Consider the following 24,677-nt stretch of genomic DNA (forward strand, 5'->3'; position numbering starts at 1 on the left):
TCCTTCCTCGTCGTCAGGTCGACGCCGACGCCGACCGCGACGCCGGGTCCGCGACCATCATGGTCGCCGGGGGCCCGGCCGCGGCCGACGTCGCCGTCCGTGTCAACGTCAGCCCTTGTCCGGGCCACCGTTCTCCTTGCTCTCGGCCTGGTCGGCCTGGTCGGCGGGCCGGCCCGCGTCCTTGGCCTCGGCCTTGTCCGCGGCGTCCGGCGTCTCGCCCTCGCCGTCGGCGCCCTCGGCCGCGTCCGGCTTCACCGTCTGCGCGCCGGGCTGCGGCTCGGCCACCGCCACGCGGGCGGGACGGATGACGCGCTCGCCGATGCGATACCCCGGCTGGAGGATCGCGACGCACGTCGTCTCCGTGACGTCCGGTGCGTAGCTGTGCATCAGGGCTTCGTGGATCGTCGGGTCGAAGGGCTCGCCCTCCTTGCCGAACTGCTGGAGGCCCATCTTGGCGACGACGGTCTCAAGCGATTCGGCCACCGACTTGAAGCCGCCGACCAGCTCGCCGTGGTCCCGCGCGCGGCCGACGTCGTCGAGGGTCGGGAGGAGCTCGGAGAGGAGGTTCGCCGAGGCGATCTCCTTCACCGTCACCTTGTCCCGCTCCACGCGGCGGCGGTAGTTCTGGTACTCGGCCTGGAGCCGCTGGAGGTCCGCGGTGCGCTCGCCGAGCGCCGAGCGGGCCTGGTCCAGCTGGGCCGTCAGTCCTGCTTCTCGCATTGCGTCCCCGGCCGGGGCCGCCGGGCCCTCCTCGGTGGAGGGCTCGGCGGCCTGCGGCGCCGCTTCGTCAGGGGTGGCGCCGGAGGGGACGTCGGGCCGGTCGGCGTCGCCGAAGCCCGGGGTCTCCTCCGTCATCAGGCAGCGCCGCCCTTCGCGTCACCGGGCTTCTCGTCGTCGACGATCTCGGCGTCCACGACGTCGTCTTCCTTCGACATGTTCGGCGCGTCGGCGCCCGGGGCGGCGCCTTCGGCACCGGCCGCGCCCGCGGCCTGGGCGTCGGCGTACATGGCCTGGCCCAGCTTCTGGGAGACGGCGGCGACCTTCTCCGTGGCGGTGCGGATCTCCGCGGTGTCCTCGCCCTTGAGCTTCTCCTTCAGCTCGGCGACGGCCGTCTCGACCTCGGTCTTGACGTCACCGGGGACCTTGTCCTCGTTGTCCTTGAGGAACTTCTCCGTCTGGTAGACGAGCTGCTCGCCCTGGTTGCGCGACTCGGCGGCCTCGCGGCGGGCGTGGTCCTCGTCCGCGTACTTCTCGGCCTCTTCGCGCATGCGGTTGACCTCGTCCTTCGGCAGCGAGGAGCCACCGGTGACGGTCATCTTCTGCTCCTTGCCCGTGCCGAGGTCCTTCGCGGTCACGTGCATGATGCCGTTGGCGTCGATGTCGAAGGAGACCTCGATCTGCGGGACGCCGCGCGGGGCCGGGGGCAGACCGGTCAGCTCGAACATGCCGAGCTTCTTGTTGTACGCCGCGATCTCGCGCTCGCCCTGGTAGACCTGGATCTGCACGGACGGCTGGTTGTCCTCGGCCGTCGTGAAGATCTCGGAGCGCTTCGTCGGAATCGTGGTGTTCCGCTCGATCAGCTTGGTCATGATGCCGCCCTTGGTCTCGATGCCAAGCGACAGCGGGGTCACGTCGAGGAGCAGGACGTCCTTGACCTCGCCCTTGAGGACACCGGCCTGGAGGGCGGCGCCGATGGCGACGACCTCGTCCGGGTTCACGCCCTTGTTGGCCTCGTTGCCGCCGGTGAGCTCCTTGACGAGCTCGGCGACGGCGGGCATGCGGGTGGAGCCGCCGACGAGGACCACGTGGTCGATCTCGGAGAGGGCGATGCCCGCGTCCTTGATCACGTTGTGGAACGGGGTCTTGCAGCGCTCCAGGAGGTCGCTGGTCAGCTGCTGGAACTGGGCTCGCGTGAGCTTCTCGTCCAGGTGCAGCGGGCCCTCGGCGGAGGCCGTGATGTACGGCAGGTTGATCGTCGTCTCGGTCGAGGACGAGAGCTCGATCTTCGCCTTCTCGGCGGCCTCGCGCAGGCGCTGGAGCGCCATCTTGTCCTTGGACAGGTCGACGCCGTGGCCGTTGGCGAACTGCTTGACCAGGTAGTCGACGACGCGCTGGTCCCAGTCGTCACCACCGAGGTGGTTGTCGCCGTTGGTGGCCTTCACCTCGACGACGCCGTCGCCGATCTCGAGCAGCGAGACGTCGAAGGTGCCGCCACCGAGGTCGAAGACGAGAATGGTCTGGTCGTCCTTGTCGAGGCCGTAGGCCAGGGCGGCGGCAGTCGGCTCGTTGACAATACGCAGGACGTTCAGACCCGCGATCTCGCCGGCCTCCTTGGTGGCCTGGCGCTCGGAGTCGTTGAAGTACGCGGGCACGGTGATGACCGCGTCCGTGACCTTCTCGCCCAGGTACGCCTCGGCGTCGCGCTTCAGCTTCTGCAGGATGAAGGCGCTGATCTGCTGCGGGTTGAAGTTCTTGTCATCGATGTCGACCTTCCAGTCCGTGCCCATGTGGCGCTTCACGGAGCGGATGGTCCTGTCGACGTTGGTGACCGCCTGGCGCTTGGCGACCTCGCCCACCAGGACCTCACCGTTCTTGGCGAAGGCGACGACGGACGGCGTGGTCCTGGCGCCTTCGGCGTTGGTGATGACGGTGGGCTCGCCGCCTTCGAGAACGCTGACGACGGAGTTAGTCGTGCCCAGGTCGATGCCGACCGCACGTGCCATTTCGATGCCTCCAGATGCCTACTTGAGTGGAACTGACTCAAGGATGCCCCACAGGTCGCCCCGAGTCAACAGAGCTGAGTCAGGGAGACTCAACTCTTATCCCACCCTTACGCGCAACCCGGGAGTCATGGAGAGAGACGACCCCCGGCCCGGAACAGTTGAGCGGGGACGGGCAGGGGGCGAGCGGGGGCGGAAAGGGGAGCCTGAGCGACACAGATCACCGCCCGCCTGGCTGCGCGCCCGCACCGTATGTGGGTAGTCTCAGACGGACTGCATAAGTTACTGCTTAGTAATAGACGCCTCGCAGGCCTGAGGAGCCCCGAAATGCAACTCGCCGCGATCATCGTGTCGCTGGTCCTAATCGCGGTCGGCGTCGCGCTGTTCGGCCGTGCCATCCTGCAGATCTACCAGTTCGTGCGGCTCGGCCAGGCCGTGCCCGCAGGCACCCGGACCGACGCGCCCGCCGAGCGCACCCTCACCGTGGCCAAGGAGTTCCTCGGCCACACCCGGATGAACCGGTGGGGCATCGTCGGCGTCGCGCACTGGTTCGTGGCGGTGGGCTTCTTCTCCCTGCTGCTCACGATCGTGAACGCCATCGGCCAGCTCTTCAAGGCCGACTGGATCCTGCCGGTCATCGGCGACTGGGCGCCGTACAACGTCTTCGTCGAGTTCCTCGGCACCATGACCGTGCTCGGCATCCTGACGCTGATCGTCATCCGGCAGCTGAACCGGCCGGGCAAGCCGGGCCGCAAGTCCCGCTTCGCGGGCTCCAACACGGGCCAGGCGTACTTCGTCGAGGGCGTCATCCTCATCGTGGGCGTCTGCATCTTCATGCTGCACGCCCTGGAGGGCGCCCAGCACCACGTGGACGGCTACGAGGCCTCGTTCTTCCTCTCGTACCCGTTCGTCTCGTGGTTCTCGGGCATGGACCTCTCGACGCTCCAGAACCTCACGTACTTCTTCGCCGGCCTGAAGATCGCGACCTCGTTCATCTGGATGATCACGGTCTCCCTGAAGACCGACATGGGCGTCGCCTGGCACCGCTTCCTGGCCTTCCCCAACATCTGGTTCAAGCGGAAGGCCGACGGCTCCACCGCGCTCGGCGCGCTCCTGCCGATGACGAGCGGCGGCAAGGAGATCGACTGGGAGGACCCGGACGAGGACACCGTCTTCGGCGTCAGCCAGGTCGAGCAGTTCTCCTGGAAGGGCATCCTCGACTTCTCCACCTGCACCGAGTGCGGCCGCTGCCAGTCGCAGTGCCCCGCCTGGAACACCGGCAAGCCCCTGTCGCCGAAGCTCCTGATCATGTCGCTGCGCGACCACGCGCACGCCAAGGCCCCGTACCTGCTCGCCGGTGGCGGCAAGACCATGGAGGGCGAGGAGAAGGCGACCGCCGAGCAGCTCGCCGACGTCCCCGCCGCCGCGCTCGCGGAGGCCGAGCGCCCGCTGATCGGCACCCTCGAAGAGAACGGCGTCATCGACCCGGACGTCCTGTGGTCCTGCACCACCTGCGGCGCCTGCGTCGAGCAGTGCCCCGTCGACATCGAGCACATCGACCACATCGTCGACATGCGCCGCTACCAGGTGATGATCGAGTCCGCGTTCCCGTCCGAGGCGGGCACGATGCTCAAGAACCTGGAGAAGAAGGGCAACCCCTGGGGCCTGGCCAAGAAGCAGCGCCTGGAGTGGACCAAGGAGGTCGACTTCGAGGTCCCGGTCGTCGGCAAGGACATCGAGGACCTCACCGAGGTCGAGTACCTGTACTGGGTCGGCTGCGCGGGCGCCCTGGAGGACCGGGCCAAGAAGACCACGAAGGCCTTCGCGGAGCTGCTGCACATGGCGGGCGTGAAGTTCGCGATCATGGGCGGCGACGAGAAGTGCACGGGTGACTCGGCCCGGCGCCTCGGCAACGAGCCGCTCTTCCAGCAGCTGGGCGCCGAGAACGTGGCCTCCCTGAACATGGCGTTCGGCGAGTCCCTCGACGAGGACGGCGGCGTGGACGAGTCGACCATGAAGCCCAAGTCGGCCAAGAAGATCGTCGCGACCTGCCCGCACTGCCTCAACACCCTCGGCAACGAGTACCCGCAGCTCGGCGGCGACTACGAGGTCATCCACCACACCCAGCTGCTCCAGCACCTCATCGACCAGGGCAAGCTCATCCCGGTCACGCCGGTCGAGGGCCTGATCACGTACCACGACCCCTGCTACCTGGGCCGTCACAACAAGATCTACACGCCCCCGCGCGAGATCATGGACAAGGTCCCGGGCCTGCGCCAGCAGGAGATGCACCGCCACAAGGAGCGCGGCTTCTGCTGCGGCGCGGGCGGCGCGCGGATGTGGATGGAGGAGCGGATCGGCAAGCGCATCAACACGGAGCGCGTGGACGAGGCCCTCAGCCTCAACCCGGACATCGTGTCGACGGCCTGCCCGTTCTGCCTGGTCATGCTGACCGACTCTGTCAACGGCAAGAAGAACGATGGCCAGGCCAAGGAGTCCCTCCAGGTCGTGGACGTGGCGCAGCTGCTCCTCGACTCGGTCAAGACGCCCGTCGACCCGGCGGGCGAGGCCGAGTCGGAGAGCGAGCCGGAGCCCGAGCCGGTGAAGTGAGCCGCGCAAGTCGGTCGTAACGGGCCGGTTCCGCCCTGGCGGAACCGGCCCTTCGTCGTTCGTGTAAACCTGTGGTGCTCATGACGACTGTGACGACTCAGGGGTGGGTGGCTTGAGGAGATCCGGTATACGGCTGCTGGCCGCCGCCGTCGGCGGCGCCCTGGTCCTCGCGGGCTGCGGCGGCGACGGCGAGTCCCACGCCCGCCCCGCGCCCGAAGGGCTCACGGCCCGCGGCGCGCCCCAGAAGGCCGTCCCGCAGGGCAGGGGCAGCAAGGTGCCCGACGACTTCAACGGTGACGGCCACCGCGACCTCGTGCTCGACGACCTGGCGCACCGCGGGCACGGCGACGACCCCGGCATCGGCGTCGTGTACGGCACCCGCGCCGGCCTCTCCCCCGGCGCCCGGCAGCTGCTGACCGCGCGCGCCAACGGCGCCCGTACGAAGGGCGAGCTGCCCGCCGCCTTCGAGTCCGAGGCGGCCTGTGACCTGGACGGGGACGGGTTCACCGACCTGGTGGTGTCGACGGATCCGCCCTACGACGGCCAGGGGCAGCCGCCGGTGCCGCTCCAGCTCCTCTTCGGCTCCCCGAAGGGCCTGACCGGCAAGGCCGTCAAGCTCCGGGTGCCCACGCGGGCGCGGCTCGGCAACGACTGGCCGGACCAGCCGGTGTGCGGCGACTTCGACGGGGACGGCGCCCAGGACCTCGTCCTGCACGCGAGCGGCGCCCATCTGACCTTCCTGCGCGGCCCCTTCACCCGTGCGGGCGGGCCGCGCGCGGCCGCGGCCCCGCTCACCGCGCCCGGCAACGAGCTGGTGACGGGCGGGCCCGCCGTGGACGTGAACCGCGACGGCTACGACGACCTGGTGGTCCGCGCGGAGGCGGGCGCGTCCCGTGGCTCCCTGGTCCTCGGCGGGCCCAAGGGGCCGAGCCGCACCGGGGCGCTGCTCCCCGCGGGCACGGACACGGCCTTCGGCGCCTTCCGCGGCGGCCGTGCGGTGGACGCGGCGCTGCCGGGGCCGCGCGGCATCGCCCTGCGCTACGACGTGCCCGGCACCGCCCGCGCCACCCTCGCGGTGCGCGACGCCTCCGTGCGGACCGGCGACTTCGACGGCGACGGCCGCAGCGAGCTCGTCGTGACCGGGGGCCGCCCCGGCGAGGTGTGGCTCTACCGGGGCCGGGCCACGGGCCTCGCGGCTCGCGCCACGGCCACGCTCGCCCCCGCGGGCGGAGGCGAGAGCGTCCAGGTCCTGGAGGTGGCCGACTTCGACGGCGACCGCCGCGCGGACGTGGTCGTACGGACGTCCACGGGCCGGGGCACCGACCGCGTGGAGGTGTACCGGGGCGTGCGGTCCGCCGCCCTGGTGGAGCGGAAGCCGAGCCTCACCTTCTCCACCACCCTGTTCGCGAACCGCTAGGCCGCAAGCTGCGGTTCACTTCACGGCCCACCTCGCACAACCATTCGTACAGCCCGCCGGTCACATCCCCGGAAGGACCACTTCACTCACGGGGAGCGTACGTGCGCGCAAGGAACCTGGCCCTCACGGCGACCGCGGTCGTCCTCGCCGCGGGCGGCGTCACGCTGCCGCTGGCCGGGACGGCAGCGGCCGAGGGTGCCACCGTCCGCAAGGACGACTTCGACGGCGACGGCCACCGCGACCTCGTGATCGGTACGCCGGGGGCCAATTCCGTGACCGTGACGTACGGTTCGGCGGCCGGTGTCGACGAGCGCCGATCCACCACGGTCACGCAGGACACGGCCGGGGTGCCCGGAGTCACCGAGCGGGGCGACGAGTTCGGCGAGAGCGTCACCAGCGGCGACGTGAACGCCGACGGCTACGCGGACCTGGTCGTCGGCGCCCCGGGAGAGAAGACCCCGGGCAAGTCCGGCGGCACGGTCACGATCGTCTGGGGCGGCAAGAACGGCTTCACGAAGGGCGGCACGACGCTCACCGCTCCCGCCGACAGCGAGCGCCGCTTCGGCGAGGCCGCCGTCTTCGTCGACATCGACGGCGACGAGGTCGCGAACCTCGCCGTGATCAGCGGCGACCGCTGGTGGTTCTACGCCGACGGCGTCCCGCGGGACGGCCGTGCGATCGGCCTGGAGACCGACTTCCTGCCCCGGGGCGTCCGCCTGGACAACATGACCGCGGGCCACTTCACGTCCAAGGACGGCTACACGTACGTCCTCACCGGCGAGCGGGCGGACGGCGGCGCCTACACCGCGTACATGAAGGGCGGCGCGGGCGACTACGGCTACTGGTCCGGCGTCCTCGCCGAGGGCGACGACCCGAGCGCCTCGCGCGACCCGCTCGCCGTGGGAGACGTCAACGGCGACGGCTACGACGACCTGGTCACGGGCAACCCCCGCGCGGCGAAGGGCGGCGCCGTCAGCGTCCGCTACGGCGCCGACGCGAAGTTCGGCGCACCCGTGACGTACACGCAGGACAGCGCGGGCGTGCCCGGGAGCGACGAGCCGGGCGACGCGTTCGGCGGGTCGGTGGCGGCGGGCGACGTGACGGGCGACGGCCGTGCGGACGTCGCCGTCGGCGCGCCCGGCGAGACGCTCGGCGCCCCGTCCGTGCGGGGCGCGGGCGGTGTCGTCGTCCTCAGGAGCGGCGCCCGCGGCCCGGGCGACGGCCGCGCCGTGCACCAGGACACGCCCGGGGTGCCGGGCGTCGGCGAGACCGGTGACGCCTTCGGGTCCAGCGTCCGGCTGAAGGACGTCACCAAGGACGGCAGGGCGGACCTGGCGGTCGGCGCGGGCGGCGAGGACATCGGCTCGGGCTCCGCCGCACGTCGGGACGCGGGCGCCGTGTGGGTCCTGCGCGGCTCCTCGGGCGGCGTCACGGCCTCGCACGCGACCTCGTTCAACGGCTCCGACGTCGGCGTGCGGCTGCCCGCGGGCGCGGGCGGCCCCGGCAGGGCCTTCGGCGAGACCCTTCGCTGACCTTCCTTCCTCATTCCCCATCTCTCCCAGCACAGTTGGAGCAACCTTGCGCAAGAAGACCCTGTCGGCCGCGGTGCTGTGCGCCGCGACCGTGATCGGTGTCGCGGGCCTGTCCGTCACGCCCGCCGCCGCGGCCGAGCCCGCGCCCCGGCCGAAGGCCGACTTCAACGGCGACGGCTTCGCGGACCTCGCGGTCGGCGTGCCCGACGCGACCGTCGGCGGCAAGACCAAGGCCGGATACGTGAACGTGGTCTGGGGCGGCAAGAACGGCCTCGGCAAGCACGGTTCGGCGACCATCAGCCAGGACACGGCCGGAGTTCCCGGCAACGCCGAGAAGGACGACGGCTTCGGCCACACGGTGAAGTCCGCCGACATGAACGGCGACGGCATCACGGACATCGTCGTCGGCACCCCCGACGAGGACAACGGCCCGACGCTGAGCGCGGGCACCGTCACGGTCCTGTGGGGCTCGAAGTCCGGCATCAAGGGCGGCTTCACTGCCGCCAACGGCGAGTACTCCGACAACAGCCTGGGTGCGGTCCTCACCACCGGCGACTTCGACGGCGACGGCAAGCAGGACATCGTCCTGAACTCCCACTTCGACGAGTCCAGCGCGCTGATGCTGCGCCCCGGCCCGTTCAAGGCGGGCACGCCCGCGAAGCTGTCGCGCATCGACAGCTGGCACTTCGGCGGCCCGCGCGCGGTCACCACCGGCGACTTCGACGGCGACGGCCGCGACGACCTGGCGCTGGCGTACGGCGGCATGGAGATCCTGGGCACCAGGGTCGTCAGCCGTGCCTCCGGCGAGTGGAAGACCCAGTGGTCCACCGGCAACGGGGCGACCGCCCTTGCCGCGGGCGACTTCGACGGCGACGGCACGACGGACCTGGCCCTGGGCGGCGTCCAGGCCAACCCGGAGTCGGAGGACCCGAGTGAGGCGTTCTGCCAGAGCCCCGTGGGCGGCGCGATCGCCACGGTGTACGGCAAGAAGGACACCGCGCTCGGCGGGCCGGTCGCCTGCACCACGCAGGACTCCCCCGAGGTGGGCGGCACCGCCGAGATCGAGGACAACTTCGGCGCGCACCTGGCCGTGGGCAACCTCGACGGGGACGGCATCGACGAGCTGATCGTGGGCGCCGACACGGAGACGGTGGGCACCGCGAAGAAGGCGGGCAGCTACTGGACGCTGGCGTCCGCGGGCACCGGCAAGCCCTTCGTGGGCCCGTCCTTCACCCAGAACTCGGCGGGCGTCCCCGGCACGGCCGAGGCGGGCGACCGCTTCGGCGCGGCCGTCGCCACCGGTGACTTCAACGGTGACGGCTACCCCGACACGGCGGTCGGCGCGCCCGGCGAGGACGCGTCGACGGGCGGCGTCTGGTACGGCCGGACCCCGAAGGACGGCCCCACCCCGGACCAGGTCACCGTCACCCCGGGCAAGCTCGCCCTCAAGGGTGCCCACGCCTACGGCACGGTCCTGGGCCACTAGCCCACCGCCCCCATGGGTGCCGGGGCCGCGCGCTGGGTGCGCGCGGCCCCGGCCTGCCCTTCCGGGATCCCGTGAACGCCGATGGCCCCCTCACTGAACCAGTGAGGGGGCCATCGACTTCATGGAGCGCCCGGCAGGCCTTGCACCTACATTTCCCATCGGATGATGGGCGTCTTTCCTTGGACCACAGACGCGCGACTCCGGTGTTGTGCGCCGAAGTTGTGCCTTGATCTTACACAGCTCCAGGGCCCGGAGCCAACTCCGTGCCGCACGGCGGACACTGACGCCCGCGCCTCCGCCGCGCGGGGGAGGCGGACATCGGACGACGGTTCGATTACTGGGGACCGATGCCCGACGACAGTGGGGGTCATGACGATCAGTGAGACGGCGGACGGCGAGACGGCGATCGGCTCGACGGACGCGGCGGACGCGGCGCGAGGTCCGGCCCCCGGCGCCGACGGGACCGAGCGGCCGGTTCCCCCCTGGGCGGAACGCGTCGCCCGGCTGCTGCCGCTCGTGGCCCTGCCGGTGTGCCTGTGGCGGCTGCCGATCGGCTTCGGCTTCTTGATGGGCATGGACACGGAACCCGAGACCTGGCCCGTATGGGCGGGCGTGGCCTACGTGGTGACGCTCAGTCTGCTGTCCGAGGCGTTCGCGCTGCTGTGCCGGGGCCTGGTGCGGCCGTGGGGCGAGACCGTGCCCGGCTGGGTGCCGGGGCTGCGCGGGCGGCGGATACCGCCCTTCCTGGTGATCGTGCCCGCGGCGCTGAGCGGTCTGCTGCTCACGGCACTGCTCGTCGAGTGGCTCCTGTCCGCCTTCCACGTCGCGGGCTTCGCGAACGTCCCTTATACGAACGGCTGGTGGGCCCTCCTGGCCGCGACGGTCAGCGGCCTGTTCGCGCTGTGGGGCCCGATGGTGCTCGCGCTGACGTACGCGTACTGGCGTCGCCGCCAACTCCCCATCACAGCAAGGTAACTTCACCCCATGGGCACACAACCCTCACACCCCGTCAGCGGTCTCTCCTAGGTCAAGGTCCAGGCCAACGCATACGCAAACGTGCGACCGGGACCCGGCACCCCTGTCATCAGACCCGCAGGAGAGATCACCGCATGGCTCAGCGCAAGCGCACCGCCTCCCGCGACACCCGGCCCCACAGACCCGGCCACCGCCTCCGCCTCGCCGCCGCCACGACCGCCGTGGCGCTCACCGGCGGGCTCCTCCTGGGCGCCGTACCGACGGCCGCCGCGGCGCCGCGGGCCGCGCTCCCGGCCGAGGACGCCGACTTCGACGGCGACGGCTACGCGGACGTCGCCACCTCCGCCCCCTTCACCTACGTGAACGGCAAGAAGGCGGCGGGCGCCGTCGTCGTCACGTACGGGAAGGCGAGCGGCGTCGACCGCTCCGTGAAGTACACGCAGAACAGCCAGGACGTTCCCGGGGACGCCGAGGCGCAGGACTGGTTCGGCAACGAGCTGGCGTACGGGGACTTCGACGACGACGGCTACGACGACCTGCTCGTGAGCGTCTCCGGCGAGGACGTCGGCCGCGACAAGGACGGCGGCAGCCTCCAGATCCTGTGGGGCTCGGCGATCGGCCTGCGCGGCGGCACGACCCTGAAGGACCCGCGCCCCAGCAAGCACGACAACTTCGGCGGGGTCCTCCAGGCCGGCGACTTCGACGGCGACGGCAAGGACGACATCGCCATGGGCACGGTGACCACGGCGGTCGTCGACGTCTACCGCGGCGGGTTCAGCCGGAGCGGCAGGACCGGCGGCCACTACACCGTCACCCCCCGCATCCACGGCAACGGCGAGGTCGGCGTCAAGAACCTGCACTCCGGCGACGCCAACGGCGACGGCAAGGACGACCTGATCGTCAACGGCTACGAGAACGACACCCAGCGCGGCTACGACGCCAACTGGTGGATCCCCGGCTTCCGTTCGGGCCTCAAGGTGTCCTCCGCGCAGAAGCTGCTGCCCGGCGTCATCACGGACCTGGGCGACACCGACAAGGACGGCTACGACGACGTCGTCATCGGCAACTACTGGGACAGCGGCATCCCGGGCGCGGCCAAGGGCGGCGCGGTGCACGTCGTGCACGGCGGGGCGCGGGGCCCGGCGCACGGGGACCGCGACAAGTTCACCCAGAACACCTCCGGCGTCCCCGGCGGCAGCGAGAAGGGCGACAGCTTCGGCAACGAGCTGGACCTCGGCGACATCAACGGCGACGGCAACCTGGACCTGGTCGTCGGCGCCCCCGGCGAGACCGTCGACGGCGTCCAGGACACGGGCGCGGTGACCGTCCTGTACGGCCGCGCCAACGGCTCCGGCCTCAGCGGCCGCGGCGCGAAGCTCCTCACCCAGAACAGCCCCGGCGTACCGGACTCCAACGAGAAGCACGACTTCCTCGGCACGGACGTGCACGCCGACGACCTGAACGGCGACGGCCGCGCGGACGTGATCCTCGGCGCCCACGGCGAGAACGCCGGCAACGGCGCCGTCTACCCCCTCCTCTCCGCCCCCGACGGCTCCCTCAAGGGCACCTCCGGCGTCTACCCCGGCACAGCGGGCCTCCCGTCCACCGGCACCCCCCGCCTGGGCGCGAACTTCGCCGACTGACACCCCCTGCCCACCTCCGGCCGGGCCCCCGCACGGGCCCGGCCCTCCCTTCCCAAGGAGCCCCTGTGCGCCTGCGCACCGCAGCACTCCTCACCACCACCCTCACCGCCGCGACGCTCACCCCGCTCGCGCTGCCCGCGACGGCGACGGCGGCCCCCGCCAAGCACGCGGACGACTTCAACGGGGACGGCTACCGGGACTTCGCCGCGCCGCAGTCGGGCGAAGGCAACAAGGGCGGATCCGTCCACGTCACCTTCGGCACGGCGAACGGCCCCGGCACCCGGACCCAGGTCGTCGACCAGGACAGCCCGGGCGTCCCCGGCGCCGACGAACGGGGGGACTCCTGGGCCGAGGGCACCCGTGTGGCCGCCGACTTCGACCGCGACGGGTACGGAGACCTCGCCGTGTCCGCCGTGGGCGAGAAGGTCGGCCGAAACCGCGGCCAGGGCTCGGTGACCGTGCTGTGGGGGTCACCGACCGGCCTGAAGGGCGGCACGGAGATCCCCAACAAGGCCCCCGGCGCGCGGAAGGCGTTCGGGTACGGCCTCGCCACCGGCGACTTCAACGGAGACGGCAGACCGGACCTGGCGGCGACCAACGGCGGTGCGGTGTACGTCTACAAGGGCGGCATCTCCCGCTCCGGCGTGGGCGGTTCCGTGCAGCGCCTCGCCAAGCGGGGTCTGTCCCCCGACGACCTGATCGCGGGCAGGGTCACCAAGGACCGCGCGACGGACCTGGTCGTCGTCGGCCAGGTGATCAGGGACTGGAAGGAGACGGGCGACGCCTGGTTCGTCAAGGGCGGCACCACCCTCAAGCCCGGCGCGACGCTGCGCCTCGGCGCGTACGCGGACAGCACGAACGGCGTGGTCGCCGACTTCGACAAGAACGGGTACGGCGACCTCGCGATCGGCAACTACGCGGACGCCAAGTACAAGGGCGCGGTGACCGTGTGGCGCGGCGGCAGGAACGGCCCGGGTACGGCGACCCGGCTCACGCAGGGCACCCCCGGCGTGGCGGGCGCCCCGGAGAAGGGGGACCGCTTCGGCGGATCCGTCTCGGCGGGCGACACCAACGGTGACGGGTACCCGGACCTGGCAGTGGGCGCGAGCAGCGAGGACGTCGGCGGCACGCGGGACGGGGGCGGTGTCCACGTCCTGCGCGGCGGCGCGGGCGGCCTGAAGGGCGCCGGGTCGAAGTGGTTCGCCCGCGACAGCGCGGGGATCCCGGGCGCCCCCTCCGAGGGGGACCGCTTCGGCAGCGCGGTACGCCTGCGGGACACCGACCTCGACGGCTACGCGGACCTGTACGCGCACGGCGAGGTCGACCCGGTCCGCCTGCCCGGCTCCCCGTCCGGGATCAAGAACAGCGGGGTGACCCGCGTGGAGTACGGAATCGTCGAGGGCTTCCTCCAGTAGGACAGAGTCGGCCCCGGCCCTCGCGGAGGACGCTCACGGGCGCGGGGGCAAGGGCCGAGGGGATGGCGCCGCCCCTCACCACAACCCTCGCCCAACCTCGCGTGTCACACAGGTGAAGACCAGGCGTCACCCACAGAGTTGGAGCACCCGTGCGCACACGCACCCTCGCCCTGGCCGCCGCCTCGGCGCTCGCGGCGACCGGCCTCACCCTGCCGTTCGCCGCGAGCGCGGGGGCCGCGCCCGGCGGCGCCACCCCGCCCGTGAAGGCCGACTTCAACGGGGACGGCTACGAGGACCTCGCCGTCGGCGTTCCCGCGGGAAGCGTCGGCGGCAAGGCCAAGGCCGGTTATGTGAGCGTGGTCTGGGGCGGGCCCCAGGGACTGCGCGTCAAGGACAACGTACGGATCAGCCAGGCGACGGCGAACGTGCCGGGCACCCCGGAGGCCGGGGACCGCTTCGGCGCGGCCGTATCCGTGGCCGACTTCGACGGCGACGGGCTCACGGACCTCGCGGTCGGCGCCCCGGGCGAGGACGTCGACGGCAAGGCGGACGCGGGCAACGCGACCGTCGTGCACGGCGCGAAGGACGGCTTCGGCAAGGCCAACAGCGCGGGCCGCGGCGCCAAGGCCAAGGACAGCTACGGCAACGCCCTGGCCGCCGCCGACTTCGACGGCGACAAGCGGACCGACCTGGCGATCGGCGGCACCGACAAGGTCGTCGTCAACTACGACCCGCGCGGCGCGAAGACCCAGCCGGGCATGGGCGACCGCATGGGCGGCCGCGCCCCCGTCCTGACCACGGGCGACTTCGACGACGACGGCCTCGCCGACCTGGCCGTGGCGTACTACACCAAGCAGCAGCCGTACACCCAGTCCCACGTCCACCTCTACCGCTACGACAAGCAGGAGCGCCGCCTCCTCCTGTCCTGGGCCAGCAGCAACGGCGCCGCCTCCGCCCTCGCCACCGGCGACTTCAACGGCGACGGCCTGGACGACCTCGCGCTCGGCAACTGCCGCGAGATCGCCGACGAGAACATCGACGACCCCTGCGGCCCCGAGGAGCTCACCAAGGGCGGCGGCGTCCACATCCGCTACGGCAACCCCAACGGCTCCTTCGGCTCCCGGACCCAGACCCTCAACCAGGACACCCCGGGGGTCCAGGGCGTCGCCGAGAAGGGCGACGGCTTCGGCGAGGCCGTCACCGCCCGCGACATCGACAACGACGGCTACACCGACCTGATCATCGGCGCCCCCGGCGAGGCCATCGGCAGCAAGAAGAACGCGGGCAGCGTCACCGTCCTGTACGGCGCCAAGAAGGGCATCCTCGACGCCGACGACGAGCTCGGCGACGGCAAGGCCAACGGCTACGCCTTCCAGCAGGACACCAACCAGATCCCCGGCCCCGCCGAGACCGGCGACCGCTTCGGCGCCGCCCTCGCCACCGGCGACTTCGACCACGACGGCAAGCCCGATCTGGCCACCGCCGCCCCCGGCGAGAACGCCTCGTCCGGCGGCGTCTGGGCCTCCCCGGACGTCCTGCCGCCCGGCACCACCGTCTTCACCCCCAAGTCCCTTAAGCTGCCCGCGCCTTCGTCCGCGCTGACGTACGGCGCCGTCCTCGGCCGCTAGGCCGCCGCACCGCCCGCACCACCCGAGGCACCCGCGTCACAACAGGTCACCCGCGCCCCGGGGACCCTGAGGACAACCCCTCAGGGTCCCCCTAGGGGTTGTCACAGGTCGGCCGCAAACGGACTCTCCCCCACAGGAGGGGCGCGACCGCCCCGCCGGACCAGGTACGTTCGATTCCGTGGCTGGATTCAGGATCGGACGCGGCGGCCGGGACAACCGCGCACAGCAATCGGGACGCCCCCAAGGACACCAGGGGCCGGGACAGAGCCCGCAGCAGGGCCCCGGGCAGGCCCCGTACGGACAGCGGCCCCCGCACCAAGGCGGCGGCCAGGCGCCGTACGGCTACCCGCCCGCGCCCTCGCACGGACACCCCGCCCCGCCCCCGTACGGCGGCCAGGGCCCCGGCCCGGGCCAGTACGGCGGCGGGCACCACGGCGGCGGGCACCACGGCGGCGCCCAGCAGTGGCCCCAGCCTCCCGGCGGCCGGGACGAGCCCGAGTACTTCGGCGGCCAGGGCGGCCACGGCGGTCACGGCGGACACGGCGGCGCCCACGACCCGTACGCCGCCAACAGCCCCGGCAACACCCAGGCCTTCTCCCTCGGCGAGGACCCGTACAACGACGGGGACACCTACCGCGCGGGCCAGGCCCCGGCCGGCCCCATCGGCCCCAAGCTGCCCTGGAAGGACCTGCTGCGCGGCATCGTGCTGCGCCCGGGCCCGACCTTCCTCCAGATGCGCGACTACGCGATGTGGGCCCCGGCGGTCATCGTCACGTTCCTCTACGGCCTGCTCGCCGTCTTCGGCTTCGACGAGGCCCGCGAGGACGTGCTCAACGCCACGCTGTCCACGGCGATCCCGTACGTCCTCACCACCGGCGTCGCGATCTCCCTGAGCGCCCTCATCCTCGGCGTCGTCACGCACAGCCTGGCCCGCCAGTTCGGCGGTGACGGCGCCTGGCAGCCGACCGTCGGCCTGTCCATGCTGATCATGGCGATCACGGACGCGCCGCGCGTCATCGTCGCGCTGTTCCTCGGCGGCGGCAACGGCTTCGTCCAGCTGCTCGGCTGGGCCACCTGGCTCGCGGCGGGCGCCCTGCTCACCCTGATGGTGAGCAAGTCGCACGACCTGCCCTGGCCCCGCGCCCTCGGCGCCAGCGCCATCCAGCTGCTCGCGATCCTGTCGATCATCAAGCTCGGTACGTTCTGACGCCGCCGCGCACGCACGCGAGTCCAGGGCCCCGGCGGGCACGACCGCCGGGGCCCTTGCTCATGCCCGCCTCCGTCACGTACCTTGCAATGCAATGTTCCAGGCGAAGCAAGGAACCGAAAGGGGGCGGGGGGATGACGGATCCGCTGACGAAGGCCGCGAGCCAGCTGCGCAAGGGCGTCCTGGAGTACTGCGTCCTGGCCCTGATGCGGGACGGCCCGCGCTACGGGGTGGAGCTGGTCGAGGAGCTGTCCGCCGTCGCCGTGATGACGACGAGCCAGGGCACGATCTACCCGCTCCTGTCCCGGCTGCGCCGCGACCGCCTGGTGGACACCGAACTGCGCGAGTCCCCCAGCGGCCCGCCCCGCCGCTACTACACGCTCACGCCCGGGGGCCGCACCGCCCTCGCGGACTTCCACACGAGCTGGCCCCTCTTCCGGGACGCGGTCGACCACTTCCTGGCCCCGGCGCCCGGCACGTCGCACGACACGGAGACCCCTCATGAACGCCCTTGACCACACCCTGGTCCGCGCCTACCTGACCGAGGTGGAGCGGGCCACGAGCGCCCTGGAGCCGGCCCGCCGCCAGGAGCTGCTCGCCGATCTGCGCGAGCACGTCGAGTCCCGCATCGCCGACGCGGGCGCGCCCGACGACGCCACGGTGCGCGGGATGCTCGCGGACCTCGGCACCCCGGCGGCCATCGCGGCCTCGGCCCTGGCGGAGTCCGCACCGGCTACAGCTCCGGCCCCGGACACGGCCGGGCCCACCGCCGATTCCGATTCCGGCTCCGACGCCGTCCGCACCAAGCTGACGATCCTGCTGCTGCTCTGCGCCGCCCCGCTCGGCCTGCTCTGGCACCCCTTCGCGACGGTGGCGGCGGGCGGCGCCGGCCTCTACCTGCTGTCGACGTCCACCCGGTGGACCACCCGGCAGAAGGTCACGGGCACGACCCTGACCCTGCTGATCCCGCTCCTGCCGGTGCTCGTCGGCCTGCTCCTCGCGGCCGGCCGCATCGGCCCGATGGAACTGCTCCTGCTGATGCTCTTCAGCCTGGTCCTGCCGGTGCTCGGCGCGCGGCTGCTGTGGCAGGCGGCGCGGGGCGCCCGGACGGCGGCCGGGGCCTGAGCCCCGGCGCAGGACGACGGCGCGCCCCCACCCGTCCCGGGTGGGGGCGCGCCGTCGTACGCGAACGACCCGGTCAGGCGTCGAGGACCTGCCCGTGCCGCTTCACGACCGGCGGCTCGACGCTCCACGGGAAGTTGATCCACTCGTCGGTCCGCTTCCACACGTACTCGCACTTCACGAGCGAGTGGGACTTCTCATAGATCACGGCGGAGCGGACCTCGGCGACGTGGTCGAGGCAGAAGTCGTGCACGAGCTTCAGCGTCTTGCCGGTGTCGGCGACGTCGTCGGCGATGAGCACCTTCTTGTCGGTGAAGTCGATCGCGTTCGGCACCGGGGCCAGCATGACCGGCATCTCCAGGGTGGTGCCGACGCCCGTGTAGAACTCCACGTTCACCAGGTGGATGTTCTTGCAGTCGAGGGCGTACGCGAGGCCGCCCGCGACGAAGACGCCACCGCGGGCGATGCTCAGCACGACGTCGGGCTCGTACCCGTCGTCGGCGATCGTCTGGGCGAGATCACGGATCGCGCCGCCGAACTTCTCGTACGTAAGGTTCTCGCGCACGTCGCTCATGGGGGATGTCACACCTGGGTCCGATGGAAGTTGAGGAAGGAACGGGAGGCGGTCGGCCCGCGCTGGCCCTGGTAGCGCGACCCGTAGCGCTCGGACCCGTACGGGGCCTCGGCGGGCGAGGTCAGCCGGAACATGCAGAGCTGCCCGATCTTCATCCCCGGCCAGAGCTTGATCGGCAGCGTGGCGAGGTTCGACAGCTCCAGGGTCACGTGCCCCGAGAAGCCGGGGTCGATGAACCCGGCGGTGGAGTGCGTGACGAGCCCGAGCCGCCCGAGGCTCGACTTCCCCTCGAGCCTGCTCGCCAGGTCGTCGGGGAGCGTGATGACCTCGTACGTCGACGCGAGCGCGAACTCGCCCGGGTGGAGGATGAACGGCTCGTCCCCCTCCGGCTCGACGAGCCGCGTCAGGTCCGCCTGCTCGACGGAGGGGTCGATGTGCGGGTACCGGTGGTTCTCGAACACCCGGAAGTACCGGTCGAGGCGCACGTCGATGCTCGACGGCTGCACCATGGATTCGTCGTAGGGATCGATCCGTACCCGCCCGGCGTCGATCTCGGCCCGGATGTCCTTGTCTGAGAGAAGCACGCACCGAGGATACGCAGAGCGCGCGGGAAGGCCGCAATTTGCGCAATGCGGCACCCGCGCGCTCTGTCGCCGTACTGGCGGTGGTGGTGCGGGGCGAGGGGCGCCCGGCCTCGCGGCCGCCCGCGCCCTCCCCCCGCTGTCCGCCTACCGCTTCTCGAACTCCACCGGCACCGCGTGGCGGAGCCGCGCACACCGCGGACAGCGGATGAGGCGGCCGGGCCCGAGCCGGTCGGCCTGCTGCATCGGGAACGAAGCGGTGCTGAACACGTGCCCCTCGGCACAGCGGACGACGGTGCGCTCCATCAAGTCTTTGAGTCCCTTCCCCAAAGCCGTAACTGGCGGACGACGAAAGCCACATTACGGGATGAAAGGGACGCCACTCCAGGCGGCACTCCGACCCTCACGCCCCCCACACACGACCCCCGGATCCGGCACGCCGAGACCTCCCGAGGACCCTTGGGAAGACCCCCCACCGTACGCCCCAACTCCCTTCGCCCGCAGTCACGCAGACCCCACACAGCGCAGCCGGGCCCCGGGGGCACGGCGCCCGGGGCCTGGGATGAGGTAGAGTGTGCGACAGTACGAAACCGGTTCAACCGGTGTACCGCGCGGGTGTAGTTTAATGGTAGAACATCAGCTTCCCAAGCTGAGAGCGCGAGTTCGATTCTCGTCACCCGCTCTTCTGAAGCCCCAGGTCAGCGACCTGGGGTTTGTTGTTTTCCGGGTGTCGACGTGCCGGGCCGGTCAGCGGTGTTCCGGGTACGCGGACCCGTCGTACAGATACTCGGGACACCCCGTGGTGAGGGCCCGCAGCGCGGCGTTGAGGCGTCTGCCGAGGCGGGGGCGCAGCAGCGCCCGGGCATCGGCGACTGCGACGAAGGCCGTGTCGGACAGTTCCTCGTCGTGGGGACGGAGGGCGGCTGCCCGGTCGTGGGGCAGGACGCCGCCGTCGTAGACGAAGCAGAGCTGGTCGTCCCACGGGCCGTGGGGCGGGACCCAGTCCACGACCAGGAGCGGGAGCGGGGCGACGTCCAGGGCCAGCTCTTCCCGCAGCTCTCGCAGGGCTGCCCGGTGTGGGGGCTCGTTGGCCTCGGCCATTCCGCCCGGCAGGTCCCAGCCCGGCTTGTACGTGGGCTTGACGAGGAGCACCCGGCCGTCGGAATCCGTGATGAGCACGTCCGCCGCTACGCGCTTGCGGGGCTGGGTGGCGTTGCCCTCGGCGAGATACGCGTTCCAGGCCACCGGGTCAGCGGGAGAGGGAGGCTTCATCTTCGGTCCTCCGGGGCGTGAGGATGTCGGCGAGCAGGGCCATTCTCGCCGTCCGTGCGGCGTCGGACCGCTCCAGGTACTCGCCCACGGGCCGGTGGGCGCGATGCGGCCGCAGCGTCCGGTGGAGCGTGTCGAGTTCGTGGGCCACGCGCACGGACGCCAGGGCGGGACTGGTGGTCAGCAACCGCTGCGCGGTGTGGACGGCCGCGTCGAGGTCCCCCCGGCGCGTGTGCACGGTGGTGAGGGTGATCCGGGCCAGCGCCAAGGAGCGCGTACGGCGCTCGTCCCGGAGGCTCACCGCGGTCTCGGCGTGGATCAGCGCACGGTCGTACTCCCTGAGGTCCGACCAGACCAGCGCCTCCTCCCCGGCCAGCGCGGCGTCGTCGAACGGGCTGAGCCAAGGGTGTGCGGCCCCCGTCGGCGCGTCGAGGGCGGCGTGCGCCCGGTCGAGCGCGCGGGCCGCTGCGGAACGGTGCCGCGCTGTCGCCAGGGCTCGGGCGTGCATGGTGTGCAGCCGCGCCGTCAACGCCGAACTGGCAGGTCCGGCCCGCAGCAGCTCAAGGCCTGTGCGGGCCCACTGAGCGGCCGCCGCCGGATCTCCGGTGTGCAGGGCCAGGTGGCTGCTGCTGGCTGCGATGTTCGCGGTCAGCGGTGCGTCACCCGATGTCCGGGCCAGTGGCAGGGCCCGGCTGAAGTAGCGCTCGGCAAGGGCGTCGTTCCCCGAGTCGTGAGCCATCCAGCCGGCCATCTCCGTCAGTGCCGCTGCGGTGGCGAACACGTGCGCCCCGCTCCCGGCAGGGGCGACGAGCCGGGGAGCGACATGTTCGCTGAGGTACCGCACCACCGCCCCGTGGAGCCGCCCTCCACCCGATTGCCGGTCGGCGGCCCGAAAGGCATCCACCGCAGCCAGGTCACCCTCGTCGTCCCCGTTCGGTACGCCCGCCCCAGGGTGTGCCCGGGCCTCTCGGACAGGACTCGTATCCGGCTCCCAGGAGCGGCGAGCGAGGCCGAGCAGGTGGCCGGGGATGTGGAAGGCGTCCGCGATCTGCTCGAAGAGCGCGAGCTTCTCCACTCGGCTCTTGCCGTTCATGTAGTCGTAGAGGCGTCCCTGTGTGATGTCCGCCGCGGCGGCGAGGCGACGCGTGCTGATGCCCCGGTGGTTGAGCAGCCGGAAGACCGCTCCCATGTCCCGTTCCGCGCAGGCTTTGGTGAAGCGCTCGTCGCCCAGGAGCCCGGCGACGACGCCACACACCTCTGGGGATCGGCTTCCCATACGGCCCTCACTCCCGCGACGGGCCTCCGATGCTAGGGCCAACAAGGGCCCTGTGACTCCACGTTGGGGTCACCCTTTGGAGTCTCCCTGGCATCGGGCCGAGTCCTTGACTGGAGCATCAGGCAGCGCACGCTCCGCCGACCGCACCAACCGTCAGGAGTCCTCGTGATCACTCATGCGACGCCGAGAAGGCGCGACATCCGCTACGACCCCGCCAGCCGGCGCACGACCGTCCCGATCGTGGTGCACCGCCTCGACGGCACCACCGTGGACACCGCCCTCGTGCTCACCCCGGACGAGTTGCAGCTCTACGCGATCCAGCTCGACCAGGCCATCGAGCAGCGCAAGAGGACCGAGGAACGGGCGGTCGCGTGAGACGCCCCGCTCCAAGAGCCACCGGAAGGAGCACCGGCCATGGACGACTTCCTACCGCCGCCGAAACGCACCACCAGCCTCGAGAAGCTCTTCACGACAAAGGCGTACCGCCGGGTTCAGACGCCCGCGGAATGCCATGAGTACAAGAAGGTCTCGGGTTCCTCCGACGGCGCCAAGACGTACGACACGACCGCCACTTGACCTGCTCGCTCCCGTGGGGCATGGCATCGCCGCGCCCCACGGGCGAACACCTGGAGGAATCGCGTGATCAAACTGCGCCTCACGCCGTACGCAGACAGCGCATGGTCGTGGGACGGCGGCCGCTACACCACCGCGAGCGGCACCAGTGAAGTCGTCCCGTACGAGCATCCGATGCTGGAGCAGGCCGCGGTCACCGATGGAACGCGCACCCTGCTGATGGTCCGGGAGCGCGTCGCGGACCATCAGCCTTCCCGCCCGGACGTGCGGGCGGTCGTCCCAGGCGATCTGGACAAGGCCCGCACTTCGGCGAGGTGCTGGCCGACGGACTACGTACTGGTGGAGACGGCCCCCGGTCTGCCGGTACGGGTATCTGCCGGGCCGTGCGGCACCGCGCCGCTCTACGTGGCCCACGACAGCAGCAGCCTTTACGGCTCCTGGGACATGGCCGACCTGGCCCGGCACGCGACCGGGCTGAACCCGCGCGAGGTCGCCCGGCTGCTGATCTACCGGCCCCGGTACAGCGGCGAGACCGTCTTCCGGGGCATCCACCGGCTCACCGAGCGAGCCACCGCGATCTACGGTGGCCACCTGCACCTTCACTACCCCGAACCGGCCCTGCACTGGGGCCCTCGCGAACTGGCCGACGACGCCGACGTCCTGGGCGCCTTCGTCACCACGTTGGACGAAGCCCTCGACATACGCCCCTTGGACCCCGCGACCACGGTGTTCCACCTGACGGGCGGCTTCGACTCGGGCACGCTCGCGACCCGCGCCGCCGAGCGATGGCCGCACCGATTCGCTACTTCGACCCTGCTGATCGGCGGGCCGGGACGCGACTCGCAGGTCCGGCGCCGTCGGCAGATCTTGCAAGCGGTGCCGTTCTCCGGCGAGGACTTCATCGTCGACGCGGCACGGCATCCTCCACTCCACCCGAAGTGCGAACGGGTACGTGGCGCGCCGATCAGCCCGTACGAGGAACCGCTGCACCACCCCTTCACCACGCTCACCGCGCTGCTGGCCGAGCACGGCGCCCGGGCGGTGGTCACCGGCCTCGGCGGGGACGAAATGGTCGCGCTCTCCCAGGACGAGTACCCCCACAAGTCCATGGGCGAGATCGGTGACGACCTGCCCTGGATCGGTAAACGAGCTCGGAACGCCCTGGAGTTCGCGGACGACGGCATCGCTCCGCCCGCGACGGTCAACTCCATGACACTGCTGTCGCTGGAGACGGCTGCACCGATCCTGCTGCGAGCGGGAATCTGGCCGGTGCATCCCTTCGCCGACCCCGGCATGGTCCAGTTCGGTGAGTGGCTACCGCTGTCCTGGCGGGAGTTGAAGCATCTCCAGCGGCGTCGCCTGGCGGCCCTCGGGCTCGGGCCGGACGTCACCGAGTCGAGGAGGCGGGAGTCGTTCGCCGAGGTCGTCCAGCAGGCCCTCACGACGCACGCCCGGCCCCTGTTCACCCACATGCTGCGCGAAGGATCGCCCCTCTTCGAGCAAGGACTGGTCGACCCCGACGGGCTGCGCCGCGCCGTACGACGGCTCGGCACGGTGCCTTACCGGGAGGACGGCGACGCCCAGCTCCTGGAGGTCATCGACCTCCACCTCGCCGTCCGCGCCTTCCTGTAGCTTGCGCCGCAGCCCCGATGAGGAGCTCGCCTCATGTACGTCATGCGCCCCGCCACCGCCGCCGACTCCCCCGCCGTCGAGCGGATGATCCTCGCTCGCTCCACCTGGCTGGAGCAGCGCGGCCTGCCCAGCTGGCGCGGCAGCGCGGCAGACCTGGCCGCGCAGGCCGAGAACTCCGACGGCTCGATGTGGCTCCTCGTCGAGGCCGACTCCGGCCGTGTAGTCGGCTGCACGAGCGTCCAGCCCCACACCCCGCCATGGGGCTGGACGAAGCACGAACTCGCCGAGCCCGCGGACTACCTGTACTCCACCGTCACCGACCCCGCCGACCGCGCACACCGCCCCGGCACGCTGATCGCCCACTGGGCCGTGGACCGCGCGGCCCGCACCGACAGGAGCTGGGTCCGCCGCGGCTGCATGATCCCCGCCCTCGTCCGCTACTACGAGACCCAGGGCTTCCAGCTGCTGCACGAGGTGCAGCGCACGCGTCATCGGGTGTACCTCATGGGGCGGAGGGCAGAGCGAATCGGTGGGCTCGACTCGCGTGTCCGCACCGCGGTGGGGCAGACGGAGCGGCCGCGGCCGCGAGGCCGCGGAGAACCGAAGCCATGAGGGAGACCTGAGCAAGCGCAGCTCCGCCGACGCCGGTCAACGCAGCAGACTCCCTGCGCTCCCCTTCACCACGCAACAAGACGCGACCGCCCGAGCACGCCGCTCGGCACTCGGCCTCCTCGACGCATCGCTTCTCACAGAGGACACCGAACTCATCGCGAGCGACCCGACCGCCCACGCGATCCTGCACCCGGTCAGCAGTCGGCCCACGTGCAGCTTCCACCCGGCCCTGACGGTGTCGGCCCAGGTCACCCCCCTGTCGGTCACGGGCGGCCGGGGCGCTCCGAAGGCCGAGCACCCCGACGAGGAAGCGGTCCACGGCAGAGCCTGGGCATGGTCACTGCGCTGGCCCACCGGGGCGCACAGGGTGACGGCGGAGCTGTTCACTTCGCCGCGGCCGGGGCC

At 71.7% G+C, this 24,677-nt stretch carries 22 protein-coding genes and 1 tRNA gene; 16 read left to right on the forward strand and 7 right to left on the reverse strand.

Going from position 1 to position 24,677, the window contains the following annotated elements:
- Positions 1–108 precede the first annotated feature (108 nt).
- A complete protein-coding gene (gene grpE, locus AC5WAM_RS19415) occupies positions 109–855 on the reverse strand; it encodes a nucleotide exchange factor GrpE (protein ID WP_366794319.1) in 747 nt (248 codons plus the stop codon).
- Positions 855–2,723, reverse strand: a complete 1,869-nt coding sequence (dnaK, locus tag AC5WAM_RS19420; protein WP_366794320.1) for a molecular chaperone DnaK — start codon at positions 2,721–2,723, stop codon at positions 855–857. Before dnaK ends, grpE begins: the two co-directional genes overlap by 1 nt.
- A gap of 324 nt (positions 2,724–3,047) precedes the next feature.
- Between dnaK and AC5WAM_RS19425 the strand changes: the two genes are divergently transcribed.
- The 11 genes from AC5WAM_RS19425 to AC5WAM_RS19475 all read left to right on the forward strand — a co-directional run bounded on the left by AC5WAM_RS19425 (position 3,048) and on the right by AC5WAM_RS19475 (position 17,758).
- Positions 3,048–5,330, forward strand: a complete 2,283-nt coding sequence (locus AC5WAM_RS19425; RefSeq protein WP_495523301.1) for a (Fe-S)-binding protein — start codon at positions 3,048–3,050, stop codon at positions 5,328–5,330.
- A 103-nt stretch (positions 5,331–5,433) separates the two neighbouring features.
- The gene (locus AC5WAM_RS19430) at positions 5,434–6,747 is read left to right on the forward strand and encodes an FG-GAP repeat domain-containing protein (RefSeq protein WP_495523302.1); all 1,314 of its coding nucleotides are present in this window, start codon (positions 5,434–5,436) and stop codon (positions 6,745–6,747) included.
- Between the two features lie 101 nt (positions 6,748–6,848).
- Positions 6,849–8,279, forward strand: a complete 1,431-nt coding sequence (locus AC5WAM_RS19435) for an FG-GAP and VCBS repeat-containing protein (RefSeq protein WP_495523303.1) — start codon at positions 6,849–6,851, stop codon at positions 8,277–8,279.
- Positions 8,280–8,325: 46 nt separating this feature from the next.
- Positions 8,326–9,765 carry an FG-GAP and VCBS repeat-containing protein gene (locus AC5WAM_RS19440; RefSeq protein WP_495523304.1) on the forward strand — a complete coding sequence of 480 codons (1,440 nt, stop codon included), beginning with the start codon at positions 8,326–8,328 and terminating at the stop codon, positions 9,763–9,765.
- 369 nt (positions 9,766–10,134) lie between these two features.
- Entirely contained in the window at positions 10,135–10,740 is a 606-nt protein-coding gene (locus AC5WAM_RS19445; RefSeq protein ID WP_495523305.1) for a hypothetical protein, read from the forward strand.
- A 134-nt stretch (positions 10,741–10,874) separates the two neighbouring features.
- A complete protein-coding gene (locus AC5WAM_RS19450) occupies positions 10,875–12,383 on the forward strand; it encodes a VCBS repeat-containing protein (RefSeq protein WP_495523306.1) in 1,509 nt (502 codons plus the stop codon).
- 65 nt (positions 12,384–12,448) lie between these two features.
- Positions 12,449–13,798: an FG-GAP-like repeat-containing protein gene (locus tag AC5WAM_RS19455; protein WP_495523307.1), complete on the forward strand. Its 1,350-nt coding sequence runs from the start codon at positions 12,449–12,451 to the stop codon at positions 13,796–13,798.
- Positions 13,799–13,947: 149 nt separating this feature from the next.
- The gene (locus tag AC5WAM_RS19460; RefSeq protein ID WP_495523308.1) at positions 13,948–15,426 is read left to right on the forward strand and encodes an FG-GAP-like repeat-containing protein; all 1,479 of its coding nucleotides are present in this window, start codon (positions 13,948–13,950) and stop codon (positions 15,424–15,426) included.
- 178 nt (positions 15,427–15,604) lie between these two features.
- Positions 15,605–16,633: a Yip1 family protein gene (locus tag AC5WAM_RS19465; protein ID WP_495523309.1), complete on the forward strand. Its 1,029-nt coding sequence runs from the start codon at positions 15,605–15,607 to the stop codon at positions 16,631–16,633.
- Positions 16,634–16,767: 134 nt separating this feature from the next.
- Entirely contained in the window at positions 16,768–17,148 is a 381-nt protein-coding gene (locus tag AC5WAM_RS19470; protein ID WP_495523310.1) for a PadR family transcriptional regulator, read from the forward strand.
- On the forward strand, positions 17,135–17,758 hold the full coding sequence (locus AC5WAM_RS19475; RefSeq protein ID WP_495523311.1) for an HAAS signaling domain-containing protein: 624 nt from the start codon (positions 17,135–17,137) through the stop codon (positions 17,756–17,758). The genes AC5WAM_RS19470 and AC5WAM_RS19475 overlap by 14 nt, the downstream gene beginning before the upstream one ends.
- Positions 17,759–17,831: 73 nt before the next feature.
- On the opposite strand, the gene AC5WAM_RS19480 is transcribed toward AC5WAM_RS19475, so the two are convergent.
- From AC5WAM_RS19480 to AC5WAM_RS19490, 3 genes are all read right to left on the reverse strand, one after another.
- Entirely contained in the window at positions 17,832–18,329 is a 498-nt protein-coding gene (locus AC5WAM_RS19480) for a phosphoribosyltransferase (RefSeq protein WP_138960925.1), read from the reverse strand.
- A gap of 8 nt (positions 18,330–18,337) precedes the next feature.
- Positions 18,338–18,913, reverse strand: coding sequence for a dCTP deaminase (gene dcd / locus AC5WAM_RS19485; RefSeq protein ID WP_138960924.1), 576 nt, complete (start codon positions 18,911–18,913; stop codon positions 18,338–18,340).
- A gap of 144 nt (positions 18,914–19,057) precedes the next feature.
- Positions 19,058–19,216 carry a hypothetical protein gene (locus AC5WAM_RS19490; protein WP_170316473.1) on the reverse strand — a complete coding sequence of 53 codons (159 nt, stop codon included), beginning with the start codon at positions 19,214–19,216 and terminating at the stop codon, positions 19,058–19,060.
- A gap of 305 nt (positions 19,217–19,521) precedes the next feature.
- On the opposite strand from AC5WAM_RS19490, the gene AC5WAM_RS19495 reads away from it, so the two are divergent.
- Positions 19,522–19,592, forward strand: a tRNA-Gly gene (locus AC5WAM_RS19495).
- A 65-nt stretch (positions 19,593–19,657) separates the two neighbouring features.
- Here the strand turns inward: AC5WAM_RS19495 and AC5WAM_RS19500 are convergent.
- Positions 19,658–20,182: an NUDIX domain-containing protein gene (locus AC5WAM_RS19500; protein WP_366795493.1), complete on the reverse strand. Its 525-nt coding sequence runs from the start codon at positions 20,180–20,182 to the stop codon at positions 19,658–19,660.
- The gene (locus tag AC5WAM_RS19505) at positions 20,160–21,455 is read right to left on the reverse strand and encodes a helix-turn-helix domain-containing protein (RefSeq protein ID WP_495523312.1); all 1,296 of its coding nucleotides are present in this window, start codon (positions 21,453–21,455) and stop codon (positions 20,160–20,162) included. Before AC5WAM_RS19505 ends, AC5WAM_RS19500 begins: the two co-directional genes overlap by 23 nt.
- A 165-nt stretch (positions 21,456–21,620) precedes the next feature.
- Here AC5WAM_RS19505 and AC5WAM_RS19510 point away from each other — a divergent pair, with 165 nt between their 5' ends.
- The 4 genes from AC5WAM_RS19510 to AC5WAM_RS19525 all read left to right on the forward strand — a co-directional run bounded on the left by AC5WAM_RS19510 (position 21,621) and on the right by AC5WAM_RS19525 (position 24,272).
- A complete protein-coding gene (locus AC5WAM_RS19510) occupies positions 21,621–21,830 on the forward strand; it encodes a hypothetical protein (RefSeq protein ID WP_495523313.1) in 210 nt (69 codons plus the stop codon).
- 39 nt (positions 21,831–21,869) lie between these two features.
- On the forward strand, positions 21,870–22,031 hold the full coding sequence (locus AC5WAM_RS19515; protein ID WP_495523314.1) for a hypothetical protein: 162 nt from the start codon (positions 21,870–21,872) through the stop codon (positions 22,029–22,031).
- Positions 22,032–22,094: 63 nt separating this feature from the next.
- Positions 22,095–23,660 (forward strand): asparagine synthetase B family protein, encoded by a 1,566-nt coding sequence (locus AC5WAM_RS19520; protein ID WP_495523315.1) that lies wholly within the window; start codon positions 22,095–22,097, stop codon positions 23,658–23,660.
- A 33-nt stretch (positions 23,661–23,693) separates the two neighbouring features.
- Complete coding sequence (locus tag AC5WAM_RS19525; RefSeq protein WP_495523316.1) at positions 23,694–24,272, forward strand: GNAT family N-acetyltransferase; 579 nt, start codon at positions 23,694–23,696, stop codon at positions 24,270–24,272.
- Positions 24,273–24,677: the final 405 nt, after the last annotated feature.

Source organism: Streptomyces sp. JLYT201, from assembly GCF_059448825.1.